This is a genomic window from Bradyrhizobium diazoefficiens (genome assembly GCF_016616885.1).
In the GTDB taxonomy this organism is placed as follows: domain Bacteria; phylum Pseudomonadota; class Alphaproteobacteria; order Rhizobiales; family Xanthobacteraceae; genus Bradyrhizobium; species Bradyrhizobium diazoefficiens_F.
In genome coordinates this window covers 4,124,854-4,144,628 of record NZ_CP067102.1, presented here as the reverse complement: position 1 = coordinate 4,144,628, position 19,775 = coordinate 4,124,854, and the positions used below count along the sequence as shown (strand labels likewise).

At 63.6% G+C, this 19,775-nt stretch carries 14 protein-coding genes; 2 read left to right on the top strand and 12 right to left on the bottom strand.

From position 1 onward, the window contains the following. Positions 1–124 precede the first annotated feature (124 nt). Complete coding sequence (gene dnaE / locus JJC00_RS19300; protein ID WP_200467574.1) at positions 125–3,628, bottom strand: DNA polymerase III subunit alpha; 3,504 nt, start codon at positions 3,626–3,628, stop codon at positions 125–127. A gap of 465 nt (positions 3,629–4,093) precedes the next feature. Next, entirely contained in the window at positions 4,094–4,813 is a 720-nt protein-coding gene (locus tag JJC00_RS19295; protein ID WP_200467573.1) for an outer membrane protein, read from the bottom strand. Between the two features lie 707 nt (positions 4,814–5,520). Here JJC00_RS19295 and JJC00_RS19290 point away from each other — a divergent pair. Further along, positions 5,521–7,284, top strand: a complete 1,764-nt coding sequence (locus JJC00_RS19290; protein ID WP_200467572.1) for an FAD-binding oxidoreductase — start codon at positions 5,521–5,523, stop codon at positions 7,282–7,284. A 31-nt stretch (positions 7,285–7,315) separates the two neighbouring features. Here the strand turns inward: JJC00_RS19290 and JJC00_RS19285 are convergent, their stop codons facing one another. Then, positions 7,316–8,089: a helix-turn-helix transcriptional regulator gene (locus JJC00_RS19285; RefSeq protein ID WP_200467571.1), complete on the bottom strand. Its 774-nt coding sequence runs from the start codon at positions 8,087–8,089 to the stop codon at positions 7,316–7,318. Between the two features lie 107 nt (positions 8,090–8,196). Here JJC00_RS19285 and JJC00_RS19280 point away from each other — a divergent pair, with 107 nt between their 5' ends. Next, positions 8,197–9,276 carry a quinone oxidoreductase family protein gene (locus JJC00_RS19280; protein WP_200467570.1) on the top strand — a complete coding sequence of 360 codons (1,080 nt, stop codon included), beginning with the start codon at positions 8,197–8,199 and terminating at the stop codon, positions 9,274–9,276. A gap of 127 nt (positions 9,277–9,403) precedes the next feature. Here the strand turns inward: JJC00_RS19280 and JJC00_RS19275 are convergent, their stop codons facing one another. The 9 genes from JJC00_RS19275 to JJC00_RS19235 all read right to left on the bottom strand — a co-directional run bounded on the left by JJC00_RS19275 (position 9,404) and on the right by JJC00_RS19235 (position 19,734). After that, positions 9,404–10,108, bottom strand: a complete 705-nt coding sequence (locus tag JJC00_RS19275; protein WP_200467569.1) for an ABC transporter ATP-binding protein — start codon at positions 10,106–10,108, stop codon at positions 9,404–9,406. Between the two features lie 7 nt (positions 10,109–10,115). Continuing rightward, complete coding sequence (locus JJC00_RS19270; RefSeq protein ID WP_200467568.1) at positions 10,116–11,396, bottom strand: lipoprotein-releasing ABC transporter permease subunit; 1,281 nt, start codon at positions 11,394–11,396, stop codon at positions 10,116–10,118. A 73-nt stretch (positions 11,397–11,469) separates the two neighbouring features. Continuing rightward, positions 11,470–12,789 carry a proline--tRNA ligase gene (gene proS, locus JJC00_RS19265; RefSeq protein ID WP_200467567.1) on the bottom strand — a complete coding sequence of 440 codons (1,320 nt, stop codon included), beginning with the start codon at positions 12,787–12,789 and terminating at the stop codon, positions 11,470–11,472. Positions 12,790–12,937: 148 nt separating this feature from the next. Continuing rightward, positions 12,938–14,500, bottom strand: a complete 1,563-nt coding sequence (locus tag JJC00_RS19260) for a copper resistance CopC/CopD family protein (RefSeq protein WP_200467566.1) — start codon at positions 14,498–14,500, stop codon at positions 12,938–12,940. After that, complete coding sequence (locus JJC00_RS19255) at positions 14,500–15,018, bottom strand: YcnI family copper-binding membrane protein (RefSeq protein WP_200467565.1); 519 nt, start codon at positions 15,016–15,018, stop codon at positions 14,500–14,502. The genes JJC00_RS19260 and JJC00_RS19255 overlap by 1 nt, the downstream gene beginning before the upstream one ends. Before the next feature lie 31 nt (positions 15,019–15,049). Next, positions 15,050–15,574, bottom strand: a complete 525-nt coding sequence (locus JJC00_RS19250; protein WP_200467564.1) for a copper chaperone PCu(A)C — start codon at positions 15,572–15,574, stop codon at positions 15,050–15,052. Positions 15,575–15,602: 28 nt separating this feature from the next. Beyond that, the gene (locus JJC00_RS19245) at positions 15,603–16,100 is read right to left on the bottom strand and encodes a TlpA family protein disulfide reductase (RefSeq protein WP_200467563.1); all 498 of its coding nucleotides are present in this window, start codon (positions 16,098–16,100) and stop codon (positions 15,603–15,605) included. Continuing rightward, on the bottom strand, positions 16,097–17,308 hold the full coding sequence (locus JJC00_RS19240; protein WP_200467562.1) for a sialidase family protein: 1,212 nt from the start codon (positions 17,306–17,308) through the stop codon (positions 16,097–16,099). Before JJC00_RS19240 ends, JJC00_RS19245 begins: the two co-directional genes overlap by 4 nt. 26 nt (positions 17,309–17,334) lie before the next feature. Continuing rightward, on the bottom strand, positions 17,335–19,734 hold the full coding sequence (locus tag JJC00_RS19235; RefSeq protein ID WP_200467561.1) for a TonB-dependent receptor family protein: 2,400 nt from the start codon (positions 19,732–19,734) through the stop codon (positions 17,335–17,337). Between the last annotated feature and the right edge of the window lie 41 nt (positions 19,735–19,775).

The following is a 19,775-nucleotide window of genomic DNA, read 5'->3' as shown; positions in this document are numbered from 1 at the left end:
CCGCTCCCCCCCGGCGCGACGGACGCGCCCTCATCAATGAGCGCTATCGCGGCCGATCATAGCCGAGATTGCAGGACGAGACCACCACATCCGTTGCACGTGGTGCCGTTCGCGGCAGCCGGCGCTAGATCTGCTGCACGTCCACCACGCCGGCGACCGCCTTGATGGCGCCGGCGATCTGCGGCGAGACCTTGAAGCGGCCGGGCAGCTTCATCTCGACCTCGGTCTCGAGGTCGAGCATCATCACCAGCGAGACCTCGCCGTCGCCGTTGGAGCGCGGCGCGATGCCGGGGCTGCCGATCCTTGGCGTGGCGCCGTTCGCGCCTGCGGCCTCCGGTCCGGCCAGGCGCTTGGCGATCGAGTCCAGCGGCTTGGTGTCACGCACGAAGATGCGCAGGCCTTTCTGCGTCTTGGCCGCGGCGTCATCCAGCGGCTCGGCATGCAGCACGCGGGCGCGGACATCCTCGCCCTGGAGCTCGGCGCCGAGCTGGAGCAGCACCGCGGCGCCGGGCTCCAGCACGTCGCGATACTGCGCAAGGCCTTCGGAAAACAGCACGGCCTCGAAGTGGCCGGTGGGATCGGACAGGCCCATGATGCCCATCTTGTTGCCGGTCTTGGTGCGCCGCTCCATGCGCGACACCACGGTGGCCGCCACCTTGCCGGCGGTGGCACCGGTCTTCACCGCGCGCGAAAATTCCGCCCAGCTCTGCACCCGCAACCGCTTCAGCACGGTGGCGTAATCGTCGAGCGGATGGCCCGACAGGAAGAAGCCGATCGCGTCATATTCGCGGCGCAGCCGCTCGGCCGGCAGCCACGGCTCGATCTGCGGCAGCATGATGGTCGGCGCGTCCGCCGACATGCCGAACATGTCGTTCTGGCCGATGGTCTCGGCCTGATGCGCGCGCTGGCAGGCGGCCAGGATCGAGTCCGCGCCGGCGAAGACCCGCGCCCGGTTCGGCTCCAGCGTGTCGAACGCGCCGGCGGCGGCGAGACTTTCGATGATGCGCTTGTTGACCGCACGCGGATTGACGCGCGCGGCGAAGTCGGCGAGCGAGGTGAACAGCCCCCGCTTGGTCCGCTCCTCGATGATCTGCTCGATGGCCTGGATGCCGACGCCCTTGAGCGCGGCGAGTGCGTAGTAGATGACCTTGTCGCCGACCTCGAAGGTCGCACCTGAGCGGTTGATGTTCGGCGGCTCGACCTTGATGCCGAGGCGCTGCGCCTCGGAGCGGAATTCGGAGAGCTTGTCGGTGTTGTTGAGATCGAGCGTCATCGACGCTGCGATGAACTCCACCGGATAGTGCGCCTTCATGTAGGCGGTGTGGTAGGACACCAGCGCATAGGCCGCCGCGTGGCTCTTGTTGAAGCCGTAGTCGGCGAACTTAGCGAGCAGCTCGAAGATGGTCTCGGCCTGCCCCTTCGGCACGCCGTTTTTCACCGCGCCGGCGACGAAGATATCGCGCTGCTTGTCCATCTCGGCGCGGATCTTCTTGCCCATGGCGCGGCGTAACAGGTCGGCGTCGCCGAGCGAATAGCCCGACATCACCTGCGCGATCTGCATCACCTGTTCCTGATAGATGATGACGCCGAAGGTCTCCTTCAGAATCGGCTCGAGCACGGGATGGAGGTATTCCGGCTCCTCGTCGCCGTGCTTGCGCGCACAATAGGTCGGGATGTTCGCCATCGGGCCCGGGCGATACAGCGCAACCAGCGCGATGATGTCCTCGAAACGGTCGGGACGCATGTCGACCAGCGCGCGCCGCATGCCCTGGCTTTCAACCTGGAACACGCCGACCACCTCGCCGCGGGCCAGCATCTGATAGCTCTCGGCATCGTCGATCGGCAGCGTCGCGAGATCGACATGGATGTCGCGCGGCTTGAGCAGTTTGCACGCGACGTCCAACACGGTCAGCGTCTTCAGGCCGAGAAAGTCGAACTTGACGAGGCCGGCCGGCTCGACCCATTTCATGTTGAACTGGGTCACCGGCATGTCCGACTTCGGATCGCGGTACATCGGCACGAGTTCGCTCAAGGGGCGATCGCCGATCACGATGCCGGCCGCGTGCGTCGAGGCATGCCGGGTCAGGCCCTCGAGGCGCTGCGCGATGTCGAAGGCGCGCGCCACCACCGGGTCTTCGTCGCGGAACGCCTGAAGTTTCGGCTCGCTCTCGATCGCAGCCGCCAGCGTTACCGGCGCGGCCGGATTCTGCGGCACCAATTTCGTGAGCTTGTCGACCTGCCCGTACGGCATTTGCAGCACGCGGCCGACGTCGCGCAGCACGCCGCGCGCCTGCAGCGTACCGAAGGTGATGATCTGCGCGACCTGGTCACGACCGTAGCGCTCCTGCACGTACTTGATCACCTCGCCGCGGCGGTCCTGGCAGAAGTCGATGTCGAAGTCCGGCATCGAGACGCGCTCGGGATTGAGGAAGCGTTCGAACAGCAGGCCGAACTTGATCGGGTCGAGATCGGTGATGGTCAGCGCCCACGCGACCAGCGAGCCTGCGCCGGAGCCGCGGCCCGGCCCGACCGGAATGCCCTGGCTCTTCGCCCATTTGATGAAGTCGGACACGATCAGGAAGTAGCCCGCGTATTTCATGCGCATGATGACGTCGAGCTCGAACGCCAGCCGCTTGGAATAGTCTTCGTCTGTCGTGCCCTGCGACAAGCCGTGCACGTGCAGGCGATTGGCGAGCCCCTCCTCCGCCTGCCGCTTCAGCTCGGCCGCCTCGACCGCAGCCGCATCGGAGCTGCCGGCGGCACCGACAGTGAAGAACGGCAGAATCGGCTTGCGCGTCATCGGGCGGAACGAGCAGCGCTCGGCGATCTCGACCGTCGAGGCCAGCGCCTCCGGAATGTCGGCAAACAGCACCGCCATCTCGGCGCGGGTCTTGAAGCGGTGATCGGGCGTGAGCTGCTCGCGCTCGGTCTCCGCGATCAGCCGCCCGCCGGCGATGCAGAGCAGCGCGTCATGCGCCTCGTAATCGTCGGTCGCGGCGAAATACGGCTCGTTGGTCGCGACCAGCGGCAGCCCTTTGGCATAAGCGATGTCGATCAGTCCGCTCTCGACGCGCCGCTCCTTGTCGATGTTGTGCCGCTGCAATTCGACATAGAGGCGGTCGCCGAACAGGCCGGCGAGACGCTCGCAACGCGTGGCCGCGATCTCGGCCTGCCCCGCCGCCAGCGCGAGCGAGATCGGCCCGTCCGGGCCGCCGGTCAGCGCGATCAGGCCTTCGGTCTCGCCGTCGAACCAGTCGAACTTGATGAACGGCGCGTGGCTGTCGGGCGATTCGAGGAACGCGCGCGAATTCAGCCGCATCAGGCTGCGATAGCCGCGCTCTTGCGCTGCCAGCAGCACCACGCGCGAAGGCGGAAGCGCGTTGCGCGCATTGGGATCCTGGTCGCCGAAATCGATCGCGAGCTCGCAGCCGACGATCGGCTGGATGCCGGAACCCGCCATCTTGTCTGAGAATTCGAGCGCACCGAACAGATTGTCGGTGTCGGTCAGCGCCAGCGCCGGCTGGTGGTCCTTCTTTGCGAGCTCGGCGAGCTTGGCGATCTTGATCGAGCCCTTGAGCAGCGAATAGGCCGAGTGAACGTGAAGGTGGACAAATCCGGCGCTCGGCATGGTCGCGTGACGGCCTCTTGCAGATGGGTTGGAGCGGTTGCCGGCGGTGGAGGCATCCTGCACTCGCCCGGCCGACTCGCCTCACAATGGTGGGGTGTCGTCGCGCCAGAGTCCACGCCGCAGCGTCTGATCGGCCGCCTCATTCCGCTTTTCCCCAAGGCGCCCGACAAGGGCCCGGCCGGCTAGAGCTGTGGAATGACTTGGGCCCAGATCGCGATCATCCCGACGAACAGCGCGATCGACGTCAGTGCAGCGGCTTCTTCCACGAAAATCCTGAACATGGCTTGCTCCATCACTAGAACGTATGAAGAACATTGTTCTCATTTCGTTCTCAGGAGTCAAGCAAACTCAACCGCTTCAAAATGGAATGGTTAACTTGCTGAATTCACATAATAAAAAAGCCCCGGCGCAAGGCCGGGGCTTTCGACGATCGCTCGAAACGAGCGATCAGTCTCAGTACTTTGCTCAGTACTTGGCGAGGATCGGGCCGCCGAACTTGTAGTTCAGGCGGACGAGGCCCATGTCGACGTCCTGGCGGACGCGATCGGTCTGAATGCCGGTGAAGGTGATGTCCTTGTCCGACAGGAAGATGTGGTTGTACTCGACGCCAACCGACCAGTTCGGAGCGAAGCCGACCTCGAGACCCGCACCGACGGTGCCGCCCCAACGGGTGTCGCTGACGGAAGCAGCGGTCACGCCGGCAACGCGGAGCTCGTTCTTGGTGCCAACCACAGCCGCACCACCCTTCACGTAGAGCAGGACGTTGTTCCAGGCGTAGCCGACCTGACCGGTGATCAGACCAAACGAATCGATCTTCGAGCGATTGGTGAAGCCGGTGAGCGCGCTGAGGTTGTCGCCCGAGAAGTCAGCCCAGTTGCCCTGGCCTTCCAGGCCGAACACCCACTGCGCCGACTGCCAGCGATAGCCGACCTGGCCACCGACCGTGCCGCCCGTGGCGTTGTGGGAACCTTCGCCGCCAACCAGCGGAGCGCGCTGATCCCAGGTCGTGTGAGCGGAAGCACCGCCGCCGTTGATACCGATGTAGAAGCCGCTCCAGTCATAGACGGTCGCGATCATCGCGGGCGCCTTGGTGTAAGGCCGCGCAGCGAGGTCAGCAGCCAGCGCCGGTGCGGTCGCGCTGATCGCGACGAGGCTCACAGCAGCAAGCAACAAATTCTTGTTCATTTGAATCCCGTTCCAGTTTCGTCGTTAGGCCCCCGGGCCATCGCGAACGTCATAACAGCCGGCGACGGAATTGCTGTAACCTTGACGCAACAGTTCGCTCCAAAGGCCAGCGCTTCATTAATGAAAGTTTAGCAGCGCATTCAGGAAACCCTTTGAAACAAGACTATTCAGCAGTTCCAATGTCTTCCGCACGAGATGCGCTGTGTGCGCGCGCAACACCGTCGCACACACAATCCTGTGATTGGAGAATCGAAGAACTCACGCATCAATTTTTCTCCCCATTGCCGCCACATTCTCACGCGCGATCGCCACAATTGCATTCATGTGCGCGCAGAGCAGAAACGATCCGGACAGACCAGACGAGCAGGCTACCAGGCGCTTTCGACCCAACCGGCCCCTGCAGCGCTCTGTTCGCGAAACTGAGGCCTCGGGAACCTGCGGGCAACTAACGGTCAATGGCCGGATCGATTGAGAAACTGCGAACTAGAGAAATCCCAAGTCTCATTGAAATCCCAAGTCTCATTGACAAGTCTCATTGAGTTGGCTTGCGCGTGCGATGACCTATCGCTTCATTTCGTCCCTCCCACTGCGCCATTCGTCACGGCGCACTCATCCTCATCACCGTACACACCCCGCTCATCACTCCTGGCTCGCCTTTCGGCGCAGGATTGCCGAGAAATCCGTCAGGCAACGCCTGGAGCACCGGAATGGACCGTCGCCACTTTCTAGCTACTGCTCTCTCACTGGCCGCAGGCTCGGCACTCGGAAAGCCGCAAGCGGGCATCGCTCTTACCAGTCGCCCGCGGCCGGACCAGGCTGGCTGGCCCTCCGATGCGGACTGGTCGGCGCTGAATCAAGCAACGTCGGGACGCCTCACCCGCGTGACGCCTCCGAACCTCGCCCCGGCTGACGCGAAACAGCTCCTGGCGAATCCGTTCTACATTGGCGATCAACCAGGCCTGACGGAAAGTTCGGGCTGGCTTGACGCCTGGCGCTCCGAGCCCAGCGCCTACATGGTCGCGGCCGAGAGCTCGGCAGATGTTGTCGCGGCCGTACGCTTCGCCAAGGTACACAATCTGCGCCTCGTCGTGAAAGGCCGCGGCCACAGCTATTTTGGCGCCTCCTGTGCACCGGATTCGCTTTTGCTGTGGACCCGCAAGATGGATGCCGTCACCGTTCATGACGGTTTCATTCCCCAAGGCTCAAGCTCAGAGCCGGTTCCAGCTATCACGGCGGGCGCGGGCTGCATGTGGCTCCACGCCTACCAAGCTGCCGCCAGCGCCGGGCGATACGTTCAAGGCGGCGGCTGCACCACGGTTGGTGTCGCGGGTCTGGTGCAAGGCGGCGGGTTCGGCAACTTTTCCAAGGGGTTTGGAACGGCGGCGGCGAGCCTGCTCGAGGCCGAGATCGTGACCGCCGACGGCGAAATTCGTGTGATCAATGAAACGCGCGAGCCGGAGCTGTTTTGGGCGCTCAAGGGCGGAGGCGGCGGCACTTTCGGCGTCACCACACGGCTGACGCTCGCAACCCATCCGCTGCCCACATCCGTCGGTGCGGTCAACGCCACGTTGCGCGCCCGCTCCGACGATGCCTACCGCAAGCTGCTGGCCCGCTTCGTCGAATTTTGCGCGACAAGCCTCTGCAACCCGCATTGGGGTGAACAAGTTCGGGCGCATCCCGACAACCGCCTCGAAATTCACATGGTCTTCCAAGGCCTGACAACGGACGAAGCGCGCGCCGCTTTCAAGCCCCTGATTGATTTTCTTGCCGCCAATCCGGACGACTACGCCGGCAAGGACTCGCTTGAAGTCGTGGGTGTGCCTGCCCGCTACTTCTGGAACGGTTGGCTTTATCGCCTGTTCGCCCGCTCGGCGGCCAACTTCGACGGACGTTCCGGGGCGCCATGGACCGATTATTGGTGGAAGGGCGATGGCGAGCAGGTCGGCGCTTTCTGGCATGCGTACACGTCGGCCTGGTTGCCGAGTTCGCTTCTTAGCCCGGAGAACCGGACTCTCCTTGTCGACGCGCTATTCAACGCAAGCCGCCACTGGGCGGTCGGCCTGCATCTCAACAAGGGCTTGTTCGGCGCACCGCCGGACGTGATCGCAAAAGCAAGGAACACGGCGACGCATCCGGACGCATTCGATGCCTTCGCTCTTGCGATCATCGCAGCCTCAGGCCCGACCACCTTCGGTGGTCTTGCTACGCCCGATCCTGTTCTCGCCAACGCCCATCGAGACCGCGTGAACGCTGCGATGGAGGCGTTGCGTGTCGCGGCGCCGAACACCGGTGCGTACGTCAACGAGTGCGACTATTTCCAGTCAGACTGGCAGAACGCATTGTGGGGTCCGAACTATCAACGGCTGCTCGACGTCAAGCGTCACTACGATCCAGATGGATTGTTTTTTGTGCATCACGGCGTCGGCAGCGAAGGCTGGAGCGCGGATGGATTTACTCGCCTGCCCTCGTAGGGCGAGACCAAATCGCTCCAGCACGCGACGCCTACACCGGCGTGTAGATCACGAGCTTCAGCGCCGGATCGTCATTGGCCTGAAAACTCGTGTGCTCGAAATGCAGCACGCCCTTGGTGGGATGGGTCATGGTCTTGCGGCCCGACAAGGTGCCATGCACCTCGTGCGCGCCCCACCATTTGACGAATTCGGGACTGCCTTCGCGCAACCGCGTCAGCAATTCCGCAAAGGCGGGATCGCCGGCCCAGACGTCGTGCGTGGCGCGAAACATCGCGACCATGCGCTTGGCCACATCAGCCCAGCCCGCGCCGTAGGATTTTCGGGTCCGCTTGTTGGTCATCATCAGCAGCAGCGTGTTGCGATCCTCTTCCGGCAACCGACCGAACGCGAAGATTTCCTCGGCAGCTTCGTTCCAGGCCAGCACGTCCCAGCGCCGCCCGGTGATGTAGGCCGGATGCGGCAGGCTCTCGACCAGGCGCAGGATCGGCGGCGGCACCACCTCGCGGGTGAACGCGCCCCTCGCGCCATCGCGCGCGAGGTCCTTCAGATGCGCATGCTCGGTCTTGCTGAGGCGCAACGCACGCGCGAGCGCATCGACGGTGGTGACCGACGGGCTGACGGTGCGGCCCTGCTCGAGGCGGATGTACCAGTCGACGCCAATGCCGGCGAGCTGGGCGACCTCCTCGCGGCGGAGCCCTGCGGTGCGCCGCCGCCGGCCTGCGGGAAGGCCGACGGTCTTCGGCGACAGCTTTTCGCGGCGGGAGCGGAGGAAGTCGCCGAATTCGATACGGCGCGGGTCGGCCATGGCGTGTTCCCGTGATGGGGGGTTTTGGAATACTAGGATAATACCAGGCCTTCCTGTCCCTTCAAGGGCGCCGCATATGGGTGTCACCCGACTTTGAGGTGAACATCATGAAAGCTGCCGTACTTAAGTCCTTCGGATCACCGCTTGCGATCGAGGACGTACCCGCCCCGGTGCTCGGCACCGGCGAGGTCATCGTCGACGTCGTCGCCACGCGCGTGCTGTCCTACATGAACGAGGTTTTCAGCGGCGAGCGCAATTACGCGCTCGATTTGCCTGTTATCCCCGGCCCCGGCGGCATCGGCCGGGTGCGCGCGATCGGCCCGGACGCAACCAAGCTCAGCGTTGGCGACTGGGTGTTCTGCGACCCGACGGTGCGATCGCGCGACGATGTCGTGGCGCCCGATATCGCCCTGCAAGGGCTCACGGCCGCCGGCCCCGGCGGCATGCGCCTGCAGCAGCATTTTCGCCACGGCTCCTATGCCGAGCAGATGCGGGTGCCGACCGAAAATGTGAAGAAGCTTGGCCAGATCACGGCCGAGGAAGCCTCGCAATGGTGTGCGCTGGGGACCGCGCTGGTGCCCTATGGCGGCTTTCTCGCCGCAAAGCTTCAGCCGGGCGAGACCGTGCTGGTGAGCGGGGCCACCGGCAATTTCGGCAGCGCCGCCGTCTCCGTCGCACTCGCGATGGGCGCGGCCTGCGTGGTGACGCCCGGCCGCAACGAAAAAATCCTGGCCGACCTCGTCCGCCGCTTCGGCGCGCGGGTTAAGCCGGTCAAACTCACCGGCAACGAGGACGACGACCGCGAAGCAATGAAGCGCGCTGCGGGCGGCCCGATCGACTGCGTGTTCGACATCATGCCGCCCTCGGTGAGCCCCGAAGTGGTGCGCGCGGCAATCATGACGGTCCGCGCTTACGGCCGCGTCGTGTTGATGGGCGGCGTCGGCATGGCCGGGGGACCGGGCCTCGAACTGCCCTACCCCTGGATCATGCGCAATTGCATCTCCATCCACGGCGTCTGGATGTATCCGCCGGATGCGGCAAGCCGCCTGATTGCGCTGGTGCGCGCAGGGCTGCTACGGCTCGACGAATATTTGACGACGGATTTCAACCTCGACCACGCCAATGAGGCCGTGGCCCATGCCGCAGCCAATGGCGGACCGTTCAAGTTGACGGTGATCCGACCGTAATTGGCCTGCCCGCTGCGGCGATGCGCTGCTGCAGCGGGTTTGCCTGATTGATCAGATAGCTGGGACACGTCACCCCGACAGTAGCCGGCAACGGCCGTCTACTGTGCATGGGGTTGTTTTCGTGTTTTTATTCGAGCTCGATGACCTGGCCGTCGGACAGCGAGACGCGCCGGTCCATGCGGCCGGCGAGCTCCATGTTGTGGGTCGCAATCAGCATCGAGACCTTGGTTGCCTTGACCAGCTGCATCAGGGCCTGGAACACGTGGTCGGCGGTGTGCGGATCGAGATTGCCGGTCGGCTCGTCCGCAAACAGGACGCGGGGCGCATTGGCGACCGCGCGCGCGATCGCGACACGCTGCTGCTCGCCGCCCGACAGCTCCGCGGGACGATGGGTGATGCGGTCGCCCAAGCCGAGATAGCCGAGGATTTCCTTGGCGCGCTTGACGCTCTCGGACTTCTTCAGGCCGCGGATCATCTGCGGCATCATCACATTCTCAAGCGCCGAGAACTCCGGCAGCAGCCGGTGCGACTGGTAGACGAAGCCGATGTCGGTGCGACGGAGCTGGGTCCGCTCGATGTCGGGCAGCTGCGAGGTCGGCGCGCCATTGACGTAGACCTCGCCGGAATCGGGCGCCTCGAGCAGGCCCGCAATGTGCAGCAACGTCGACTTGCCCGAGCCCGACGGCGCGACCAGCGCCACGGATTGTCCCGCCCACAGCGCGAGCTTGGCGTTGTCCAGGATCGTCAGCGCCGCCTCGCCCTGCAGGTACTGCCGTTTTATCTCGTGGAGATAGATGACCGGTACATCTTCCGCCCCCTGCGCCTGCTCCATCAGCCCCTCACTCGTACCGCAGCGCTTCGACGGGATCGAGGCGCGCGGCGCGCCACGACGGATAGAGCGTCGCCAGGAACGACAGCGTCAGCGCCATGATGACGACGGCCGTGGTCTCGCCGACGTCGATCTCGGCGGGCAGTTTCGACAGGAAGTAGAGCTCCGGCGAAAACAATTCGGTGCTGGTCAACCATGACAGGAATTGCCGGATGGATTCGATGTTGAGGCAGATCACCAGCCCGACGAAGAAGCCGACCAGCGTGCCGACCACGCCGATCGAGGCGCCCGTGATCAGGAAGATCCGCATGATCGAGCCCTGCGAGGCGCCCATCGTGCGCAGGATCGCGATATCGCTGCCCTTGTCCTTCACCAGCATGATCAGGCCCGAGACGATGTTGAGCGCAGCGACCAGCACGATCATGGTCAGGATCAGGAACATCACGTTGCGCTCGACCTGGAGCGCGTTGAAGAAGGTCGAGTTGCGCTGCCGCCAGTCGACCAGGAACACGGGCCGGCCCGCGGCCTCCGTCACCGACTTGCGGAAGGCGTCGATCTTGTCGGGATTGGTGGTGAACACCTCGATCGAGGTGACGTCGCTGCTGCGGTTGAAATAGGCCTGCGCTTCGGCCAGCGGCATGAAGACGAAGCCGAGATCGTATTCCGACATGCCGATCTCGAACACCGCGACGATCTTGTACGGCTTGATGCGCGGCGTGGTGCCCATCGGCGTCACTGCGCCCTTCGGCGCCACCAGCGTCACGCTGTCGCCGGCATGCAAGGACAGCTGGTCGGCGAGCCTGCGGCCAATCGCGACGCCCTGCCCGTCGTCAAAGCCCTCGAGCGAGCCCTGCTTGATGTTCTTGGCGATCGAGGTGAGGTTGTTCAGGTCGTCGGAGCGGATGCCGCGCACCAGCACGCCCGAGGCGTTCCAGGGCGAGGACGCCAGCGCCTGGCCGTCGACCACGGGGGCCGCCAGCCGGATGCCCTGGACCTGGCTGATGCGCTCGGCGACGTCCTTCCAGTCGGTCAGCGGCGATTCCAGCGGCTGGACCAGGATGTGGCCGTTCAGCCCCAAGATCTTGTCGAGCAGCTCTTTCCGGAAGCCGTTCATCACGGCCATCACGATGATCAGCGTGGCCACGCCGAGCATGATGCCGAGGAAGGAGAATCCGGCGATGACCGAGATGAATCCCTCCTTGCGGCGCGCCCGCAAATAGCGCGCCGACAGCATCCACTCGAAGGGCGCGAAAGGCGCGGTTTGAACGGTTTCAGTCATGGTTTCATCCATCGCTCGATAATCCCATGATTCGGGGTCAATTGTGGCCGGATTGGCGGCCGCGATCTCGGGCGATGAACAATATTCAGCCGACCAGGCGGGCGACCGCGTCCGCAGGCGACATCGTCTCGCGGGAGCCGTCACTGCGCTTCTTGATCTCGACCTTGCCGTCGGCCAGCCCCTTCGGCCCGATCATGATCTGCCAGGGGATGCCGATCAGGTCAGCGGCGGCGAATTTGGCGCCGGCGCGCTGGTCAGTGTCGTCGTAGAGCACGTCGACGCCTTTGCCGGTGAGCTCTGCATAGAGCTTCTCGCAGGCCGCATCGACCGCCGCATCGCCCTGCTTGAGGTTGAGAATCGCGACGCGGAACGGGGCCACCGCCTCCGGCCATTTGATGCCGGCATCGTCATGGCAGGCCTCGATGATGGCACCGAGCAGGCGCGAGACACCGACGCCGTAGGAGCCGCCATGGATCGGCACGTCGACGCCATCGGGCCCGGCCACCAAGGCCTTCATCACGTCGGAATATTTGGTGCCGAAGTAGAAGATCTGGCCGACCTCGATGCCGCGGGTGTTCACGCGCTTCTCTGCCGGCACTTCCTGCTCGAACCGCGCGGAATCGTGAACGTCCTCCGTCGCGGCATAGACCGAGGTCCATTGCTTGATGATCGGGGTCAGGTCGCTCTCATAGTCGACATCCTCGCCCGGCACTGGCAGGTCCAGCACGTCGCGATTGATGAACACGCCAGACTCGCCGGTTTCGGCCAGCACGATGAACTCGTGGCTGAGATCGCCGCCGATCGGGCCGGTCTCGGCCCGCATCGGGATCGCCTTCAGCCCCATCCGCGCGAAGGTGCGCAAATAGGCGACGAACATCTTGTTGTAGGCGACGCGCGCCGCGGCCTCGTTGAGGTCGAAGGAATAGGCATCCTTCATCAGGAACTCGCGGCCGCGCATCACGCCGAAGCGCGGACGCTGCTCATCGCGGAATTTCCATTGGATATGATAGAGATTCAGCGGCAGGTTCTTGTAGGACTTCACGTAAGCGCGAAAAATCTCGGTGATCATTTCCTCATTGGTCGGCCCGTATAGCAGCTCGCGCTTGTGGCGGTCGGCGATGCGCAGCATCTCTGGGCCGTAGGCGTCGTAGCGGCCGCTCTCGCGCCAGAGGTCGGCGAGCTGAAGCGTCGGCATCAACAGTTCCAGCGCACCGGAGCGGTCCTGCTCCTCGCGTACGATCTGCTCGATCTTCTTCAGCACCCGGAAGCCCAGCGGCAGCCAGGCATAGATGCCGGCCGCCTCCTGCCGGATCATGCCGGCGCGCAGCATCAGCCGGTGCGAGACGATCTCCGCCTCTTTCGGATTTTCCTTCAGGATGGGCAGAAAGAACCGCGACAACCGCATGGTAATACTCTGGGAATCAGCAAGGGGTTGCAGTGAAACCGGATTGAGAGCGAAAACACAAGGCCGGGAATGAGGAAAAGCCGCTAACGCGTCGGAATTCCTGTCATTTTTCCGTTGCCTTCAGGTTCGACTTGAACCGTGGCAGACCTCACGGCGGCGCGACCTCGAGCTCGTCCTCGAGGGTGATTTTCTCGAAATCGGTCACCAGCGCGTCGATCCGGACATGCCAGCGGCCGGCGAAGGGCAGCTCGACCTTGCGCACGTGCCAATAGCCGTCAGAGCCGAGTTCGGCGTCGCGCTCCATCGGCTCGATGCCGCGCTCCGGCAGGCTCAGCGTCAGCGTCGTCTCCTTGGCCTTCAGCGGCGTCGCCTCGCCGGTCATGAGCTGAAGCACAAAATCGTCCACGCCGGCCTTGCCGGGGGACACCAGCACCTGGAACATCGCCTTGTCGGTGTGGATGTGGATCGCCAGCGGCGTCTCCGGGACGATGATCCGCGGCGGCGGCGTAAAGCGCCAGCCGGCGACGGCGGCGAAGATGCCGAGCGCGGCCCCGCATTCGAACAGGATCGAACGCCTGAGCGCAGACGCCGACCCGTGATCTTTTGCCAGCGTCGGCGTCAGCCGATAGCGATTGAGCGCAGCGAGTCCCAGCAGGAACAGGACCAGCGCCAACTTGACCGAGAGAATGAGGCCATAGCTGGTCTCGACCAGCGCGGATGGCTTTTCGAGCTGGATGATCGCAAGCGTGAGACCGGTCAGCGCCAGCGCGGCGACCACCGGCACGGCGACGCGCGAGAAGCGGTTCAGGAGCGGCAGCACCGCCGGCGTCGGCTTCGACAGCAGCGCAGCAAGCGGCGCCAGCGCCCCGATCCAGAAGGCGACGGCGAGGCCATGGAAGAAGACCGCCGGCCGCGTCAGCACCTCGGGCGAAGCCGTTGCGGCGTGCCCAGTCATCGCGAGCGACAAGCCGACGCCAGCGAACGCGACCACCGCAAGAGCGCGCGCATACCACGCGCGGCCCAGCGCCATCAGCGCGAGCAGCATCGCCGCAATGGCGACGAGCAAGGCCGGGCCGGCGCTGGTTGCCAATGCGATTCTCCAGGGAGCCGCCGTCACGATCGCTGCGGGCGGCAGGCCAAGGAGATCGAGACCCAACACGCCCAGCGAGGCAACGGCGCTTGGGAGACCGACAAGCAGCGCTGCGCGCGGCACGCGCATGCCCGCCATCGACCACGCGATCCAGCGGCCAAAGAACACGCCACCGACACCGACAAACAGCCCGAGATAGAGACCGATCCTTGACAGCCAGATCAGCGCGTTCAATCGGCCGTCCGCATTGGCCGGAGGCTGCGTGGCCGTCGGCGCGCCAACCGAAAAGATCACCGATCCCGCGACGGGATGACCGTCCTGCGAGATCACCCGGTAGCTCACAACCGCCGTGCCCTGCGGCAGGTCGGGCGGCATCGCAACCGAAATGCCCTCGCCCGATGTCGTGACTCGCGCATCGTCGCGCGCCCTGCCCGCGCCGTCGATCAACTGGATCGCGCCCGGGGTCACCGCCTCGTTGAAGCGCAATTCCACCGCCTTCGGCGCGGTCGCAAGGATACTGCCGCTCGCCGGCTCGACCGAGATCAGCGCCGCGTGCGCTGATGCACCGGTCGAGTAGCCAACGAGGATGAGCAGGGTGACGAGCGCAGCGAGACGACGCATTACGGCTTGGGCAGCAGCTTCACGCCGGGCGCCGGCGACTTGTCCTCATGCGACTGCGCTGCCCCCTCCGCCGGAATTTCAATCCAGCGGCTGACACCCTTCTCGCATTCCTGCACCACCGGGAAATACAGCGTGGTGTTGGGCTTCAGGCTGTCGGTGAGGAAGCTGCTGACGACGAACTCGTCGTAATTGTGGTCCGGCAGCTTGCCGCCGGACCACACCACTTCCTTCACGCCCGAAGTCAGCTTGTTGCCGTGATAGTCGTATGCGCTGGCATACTGGCCCTCGACGACATCGACGTTCCAGCCGGCCTCCGGCATCGGTTTCACCGCGACGACGCCTTCGGGGACCTGAACGCGAATCTTGACCGTCGGCGAGCCGGAACAGCCGTGCGGCACGGCGAAGACAGCCTTGTAGGACGCACCGACCGTGGCCTGCTTGCCTTCCAGATAGACATGCGCCGCCGCGGGCGATGCGGCGAGCGCAGCCATCAGGATCAGCGAGGGCGTCTTCAACATGCTCGATCTCCCGGAGAGTAGATCACCTCAGTCACATTTTCATTCCCGAATGATCGGGCATTTTCTTCATCCTCTTGCTTCCACCGCCGCCGGGCGCCTGGGCGCCGACGCCCTGGACATCGAGCGATACGGCGACCTTGCCGGCCTTCTCGAACTCGAGGGTGACCGGCACCTTCTCGCCCTCCTTGAACGGGCCCTTCAGATCCTGAAGCATCAGATGATTGCCGCCCGGTGCGAGCTTCACGGTCTGGCCCGGCTCGATGACGAGGCCCTTGTCCAGCGGGCGCATCTTCATCACGCCATTGTCCATCGCCATCTCGTGGACCTCGGTCTTGCCAGCAATCTCGGCAGAAACGGCGATGAGCTTGTCGGGCGCCGAGCCCTTGTTCTCGATGGTCAGGAAGCCGCCGGCGACTTTTGCGCCACCAGGCGTCGCCCGGCTCCAGGCCTGCGAGATGACGAGGTCGCCCGCCTTGACGTCGTCGGCGCGGACGGGAGCTGCGCAGAGCGCGAGAGCGAGGCCTGCGAGCGTCACATATTTCAAGATCTTCTTCATATCGGTCTTCCTGTTGGCAGCTTGAATTTCAGTGCGTGGAGAGTTGCTGAGCCGACCATTTTTCAAGATCGGCAATTTCGGCTGAACCTTCGATCGTCGTAACGGTCCCCTCCCGAGAGAGAAGCATTGTCCTGGGAATATCGCCCTGCCAGGCGGGATCGATCTCGAACCGCAAGCGCTCGACAAAGCCGTCGCTAAAGATGAAATTCTCAGTCGAAGATAGCCCCGCCTTGTCGAGCATTGACTGCGTGGCGGCCGGCAGGTTCGGCACCAGGTCGGCGCTGATCGTGACCACGTCGATCTCAGGGTGGTCCTTTGCAAATTGCCCGAGCAGCGGCAGCTCGACTTTGCAGGGACCGCACGTCACGCCCCAGAAGTGCACGAGCGTCGGACGACCCGCGTGGCTTTTAAGCACGCCTTGCCAAGTCCCACGTTCGAACGGCTTGAGAGCCAGCGGCGCTCCTAGAGCAGACGCCGACACGATGAGGATACCCAGACCCAGAATGCCTGCAAATCCACGTCTCATGGCTGCTCCTCGATCGCTGCGAGACGATATCCGTCCGCCTTCGTCATCCATGACAAATAAATTTGACGACCATTGGAGACCAGCAAGGGATGGTCGGACGTATCGGTCGTGCTCGATATCGTCTTCGGCGGTGACCACGTCTCGCCATCGTCACGCGACATCGTCATCTGGACCGAGGTCTTTTCGCCGTCGAACTCCTTCCAGACCATTGCCGTTCCCACCGGACCTGCGAGTACGAAGGGTCGCGTCGGATTGCGATCCGGCCGTCCCAGTGCCATAGGCGCAGAGAAGGTGCGGCCTTCGTCGCGCGAGTGAGCGTAGAATAGCCCCTTCCGCACCTTCCCGTTCGTGTACCAGGCGACGTGATAGGTTCCGTTCGGCGCGACCGTGAGGCTCGGCCCATGATGCGGGCAGGCGTTGATCTGCCAATCGTCGTTGCTGACCCGATGGACTTCGCCCGGTGTCGAAAGATCGGCGAACGTCATGACTGCGTGGTCGCGTACGCCGCCCTCGAAGATATTTCTGAAAATCACGACAGGCCGCCCAGGCGCTGCAAACGTCAGCCCCAATCGGCAGCATTCGCAGGTGTTGTCGTGCGCGAGACTGGCCTCTGTGTAGGTCATACTTCCGTCGCGTGACGAAGCAAAGAACAGCCCTGCCCCATCGTACTTCCGGCCGGCCTCCTTCGCAGGGACACGATTGCGTTTATCGAGCCAGGCCGCAAAGATCGTCCCATCCTGATCGAGGGCCAGGGCCTCAAAACGTTGGCTTTCGTTGTTTGCGGTGATGGGCTTCAGCTCCGCAAAGCTCTTTCCGCCGTCGGACGATCGCGTGTAGAGCACCTGCCCGTTGAAGGCCTCATCCCTGAAGATCGAGAACGCAAGGGCGATTCCGCCGTTGCGATCAATCGCAATCTTCGGCCGGGCATCCGGACCCCAATCAAGGTTCAGCCGCTTCGTCGTGGCCTGAGTGGGGGTTGAGAAGCTGCGGCCCGCATCCTGCGAACTCGCGACCCACACCTGCCCTCCCGCCATCCAGGCAAGCCACAGCCTTCCGTCGGGACCGAATGCAGGCGTCACCTTCGTGGCGCAGCGTAGCGTCGGCTCTTCACACGCTGCTTCGGATGTGTGCTGACCGTGCATTTGTCCGAGCGCGGGGCCCTGTAAGAGGGCGAGAGCGGCTATCCCGAGCAAGCCAGTTCGGAGCATGGCCTAATTCCTCTCGAAAGCGCGGATCATTTGAACGCCACCTTCATACCCGCAACGAACGTGCGCGGCGAGCCCGCATAGATCGATCCCTTCGTATTTGCTAGCACGCTCGCAGGATTTTGAAGACCGGCCGCAGTAACCGAATTGGTGATGTTGTTTGCCGACGCGACATACGTGCTGTCGAAGACGTTTCTGACCTCGAGAAACAAATTCAGGGACCTGAAGGACTCGGACACCAGGTCGGTCTGGTAGTGGACGTTTACGTTGACCAGTTCATAGCCCGGCGCTTTCAAGAGATTCGCGTTGTCCATGTAGAAGGAGTCCTTCCACTGGACCTCCACGAAGCCTCCGAGACCCGCTAACGCTCCGGCAAACTCATCGTAGCCGATCCTGGCTGTCAGCTCGTTGGGAGAGATGCCGGGAATCTTGTTGCCCGCCCGGTTGAAGCTGAACACCGCGCCGTTGGTGATGTTCTCGACATACTCCGTGTAGACCTCGTCGAGGTAGGTGTACGCCGCCATCAATCGCCAGCCCGGATAGAACTTCCAGTCGGCGGCAAGCTCAATGCCGCGATGCTCAGAGCGCGGTGCATTGAACGAATAGGTTATGCCGGCGACCGGCGTTGCCTGATTGACGATCTCGTTGCGGAAGAATTCGTAAAAGCCGGTCGCGCTGAGCCTGACCGAGTTGTTCGGCGTCCAATCGAAGCCCACGTCATAACCGAGATTCTTTTGGGTCTGGAGCTGGGTGTTGTTGCCCGAGAGCCCGGTCGGAAGAACGAAGAGGTTGGAAACCTGCGGAGTGCCGTACCCAGTCGCAACGCGGCCGCGGAACAGCCATTCGTTGTTCAGATTGTACAGCAGTGCCAACTCCGGAGCGATGTTCTCAATCTGGCGGTCTGCGGTCGTGAGTGCCGTAGTCGTGATGCCGGTGGGACCGGCATAGGAATACGCCGTATTGATCCCCTTCAGAACGGTCGTTTCCCATCCGACGCCCGCGACGGCCGTCAAGGACGTCGTGAGCTTAAGCTCTTCTCGCGCACGAACACCGTAATTGGTCGTTTTGCTATAGAGATTGCTCGACAGGCTACCGATTGTGGCGTTGCCCCCCGGCATGACATTCCGGTTATCGCTCGACGCGGTCAGAGTGTTGTAGAAGGCGCCGAAGAACGCAGTCGACTCCAATCCGAAAATCTCGCCACGCTTTGTCAGATCGCTCATGTAGTTGTACGAGGGGAAATCTCCGATCGTGCTGGTCGGGCCTGTCGGCTGGTTGATGTTCCTGTCGTCAAAGGTGAACTGATTTCGCCATGTCGTCGTATTGTCGAAGTCATGCTCCCATCGGCCGCCGACAATGGTCCGGCGGTCGTTGCGGCCGAGCCCGGCCTGCACGGCCGTCTCCGTGTCCGTGCCCGCCGCCGTGTTGAACCCGTTATTGAACAACGTCACTGTACCGCACCCGGCGGCCGCCGTAGCCCCCGTCGCGCAGCCCTGCTGGAAGGGGTTTTGATAATACTGGTTCAGCGACTGCCGGAGCGGCAGCCGCGCACTCAGGTCGTTGTTGATGATTTTGACCGTGAAGCGATCGTCCGGCGTCGCCTTGAGCGTCCCGAGGAAGTTGACTGTCTGCGTATTGAACCAGCTATTGCCGATATAGCCGTCACCCCTGGTGTCGCTGGCGAACAGCGATCCCTCGAAATTCCCGACCTTCTTGCCAGCGGCCAGGTAATTGTTGAGGTAGCCATAGCTACCCCCATCGACTCCATATTCGACGCCATCGATCGTGCCGCCTGGCCGCGTACGGAAATTGAGCGCGCCGCCGGTTGCGTAGTTGCCATACAGCGCGGACGAGGGTCCGCGGACGACGTCGATCGCACCATAGGCGTGAGGATCGATCAGGTCGCTTCGCGACAGGCCGTCCGGCTGTGTCACCGGAAAGCCGTCATCAAAGATGACAAGATTGCGGATGCCAAAGCCGTTCCGAGCGTTGGATCCGCGAATGGAGATGCCAAAATCGCGCGGCCCGTTTCCTTGTTTGACCGAAATACCTGGACTGTCGCGCAGGACGTCGCTCACGGAAAACGAGGGCCGATTGTCGAACTGGCTGCGATCGATCGTCGTCGCAGTCTGCCCGGCAGGCGCCTGATTGAGGCCGTCCCGCGCGGCACTCGCGGTCACTGTCTTGCTCTGGGTCGGAGCGCCAACGGTCGGGTTCGCTGCAACCCGCCGGGTCGAGCGCGCCGCCGAGACGGAGCGTGATCTCGATTGACGCATAAGAGGCTTGGGGCGAGCCGCCTGAGGCGCGTCAACGGTTACGGGAGGGAGCGCCTGCTCGGCGACCTGGGCTTGCGCGTCGAAGCTGATGGATGACAGCGTGCAGCAAAGCACGGGGAGGCTTGCGCTGCTGAGCGTACGAAGACGAAACATCACTTGGATTCCTGACGTCCGGCTTGTCGGCCGGTTCATTA

Excerpts from the sequence above, each read along its gene's own strand:
- dnaE (WP_200467574.1), bottom strand. The coding sequence starts at position 3,628 with ATGCCGAGCGCCGGATTTGTCCACCTTCACGTTCACTCGGCCTATTCG.
- JJC00_RS19295 (WP_200467573.1), bottom strand. The coding sequence starts at position 4,813 with ATGAACAAGAATTTGTTGCTTGCTGCTGTGAGCCTCGTCGCGATCAGC.
- JJC00_RS19290 (WP_200467572.1), top strand. The coding sequence starts at position 5,521 with ATGGACCGTCGCCACTTTCTAGCTACTGCTCTCTCACTGGCCGCAGGC.
- JJC00_RS19285 (WP_200467571.1), bottom strand. The coding sequence starts at position 8,089 with ATGGCCGACCCGCGCCGTATCGAATTCGGCGACTTCCTCCGCTCCCGC.
- JJC00_RS19280 (WP_200467570.1), top strand. The coding sequence starts at position 8,197 with ATGAAAGCTGCCGTACTTAAGTCCTTCGGATCACCGCTTGCGATCGAG.
- JJC00_RS19275 (WP_200467569.1), bottom strand. The coding sequence starts at position 10,108 with ATGGAGCAGGCGCAGGGGGCGGAAGATGTACCGGTCATCTATCTCCAC.
- JJC00_RS19270 (WP_200467568.1), bottom strand. The coding sequence starts at position 11,396 with ATGGATGAAACCATGACTGAAACCGTTCAAACCGCGCCTTTCGCGCCC.
- proS (WP_200467567.1), bottom strand. The coding sequence starts at position 12,789 with ATGCGGTTGTCGCGGTTCTTTCTGCCCATCCTGAAGGAAAATCCGAAA.
- JJC00_RS19260 (WP_200467566.1), bottom strand. The coding sequence starts at position 14,500 with ATGCGTCGTCTCGCTGCGCTCGTCACCCTGCTCATCCTCGTTGGCTAC.
- JJC00_RS19255 (WP_200467565.1), bottom strand. The coding sequence starts at position 15,018 with ATGTTGAAGACGCCCTCGCTGATCCTGATGGCTGCGCTCGCCGCATCG.
- JJC00_RS19250 (WP_200467564.1), bottom strand. The coding sequence starts at position 15,574 with ATGAAGAAGATCTTGAAATATGTGACGCTCGCAGGCCTCGCTCTCGCG.
- JJC00_RS19245 (WP_200467563.1), bottom strand. The coding sequence starts at position 16,100 with ATGAGACGTGGATTTGCAGGCATTCTGGGTCTGGGTATCCTCATCGTG.
- JJC00_RS19240 (WP_200467562.1), bottom strand. The coding sequence starts at position 17,308 with ATGCTCCGAACTGGCTTGCTCGGGATAGCCGCTCTCGCCCTCTTACAG.
- JJC00_RS19235 (WP_200467561.1), bottom strand. The coding sequence starts at position 19,734 with ATGTTTCGTCTTCGTACGCTCAGCAGCGCAAGCCTCCCCGTGCTTTGC.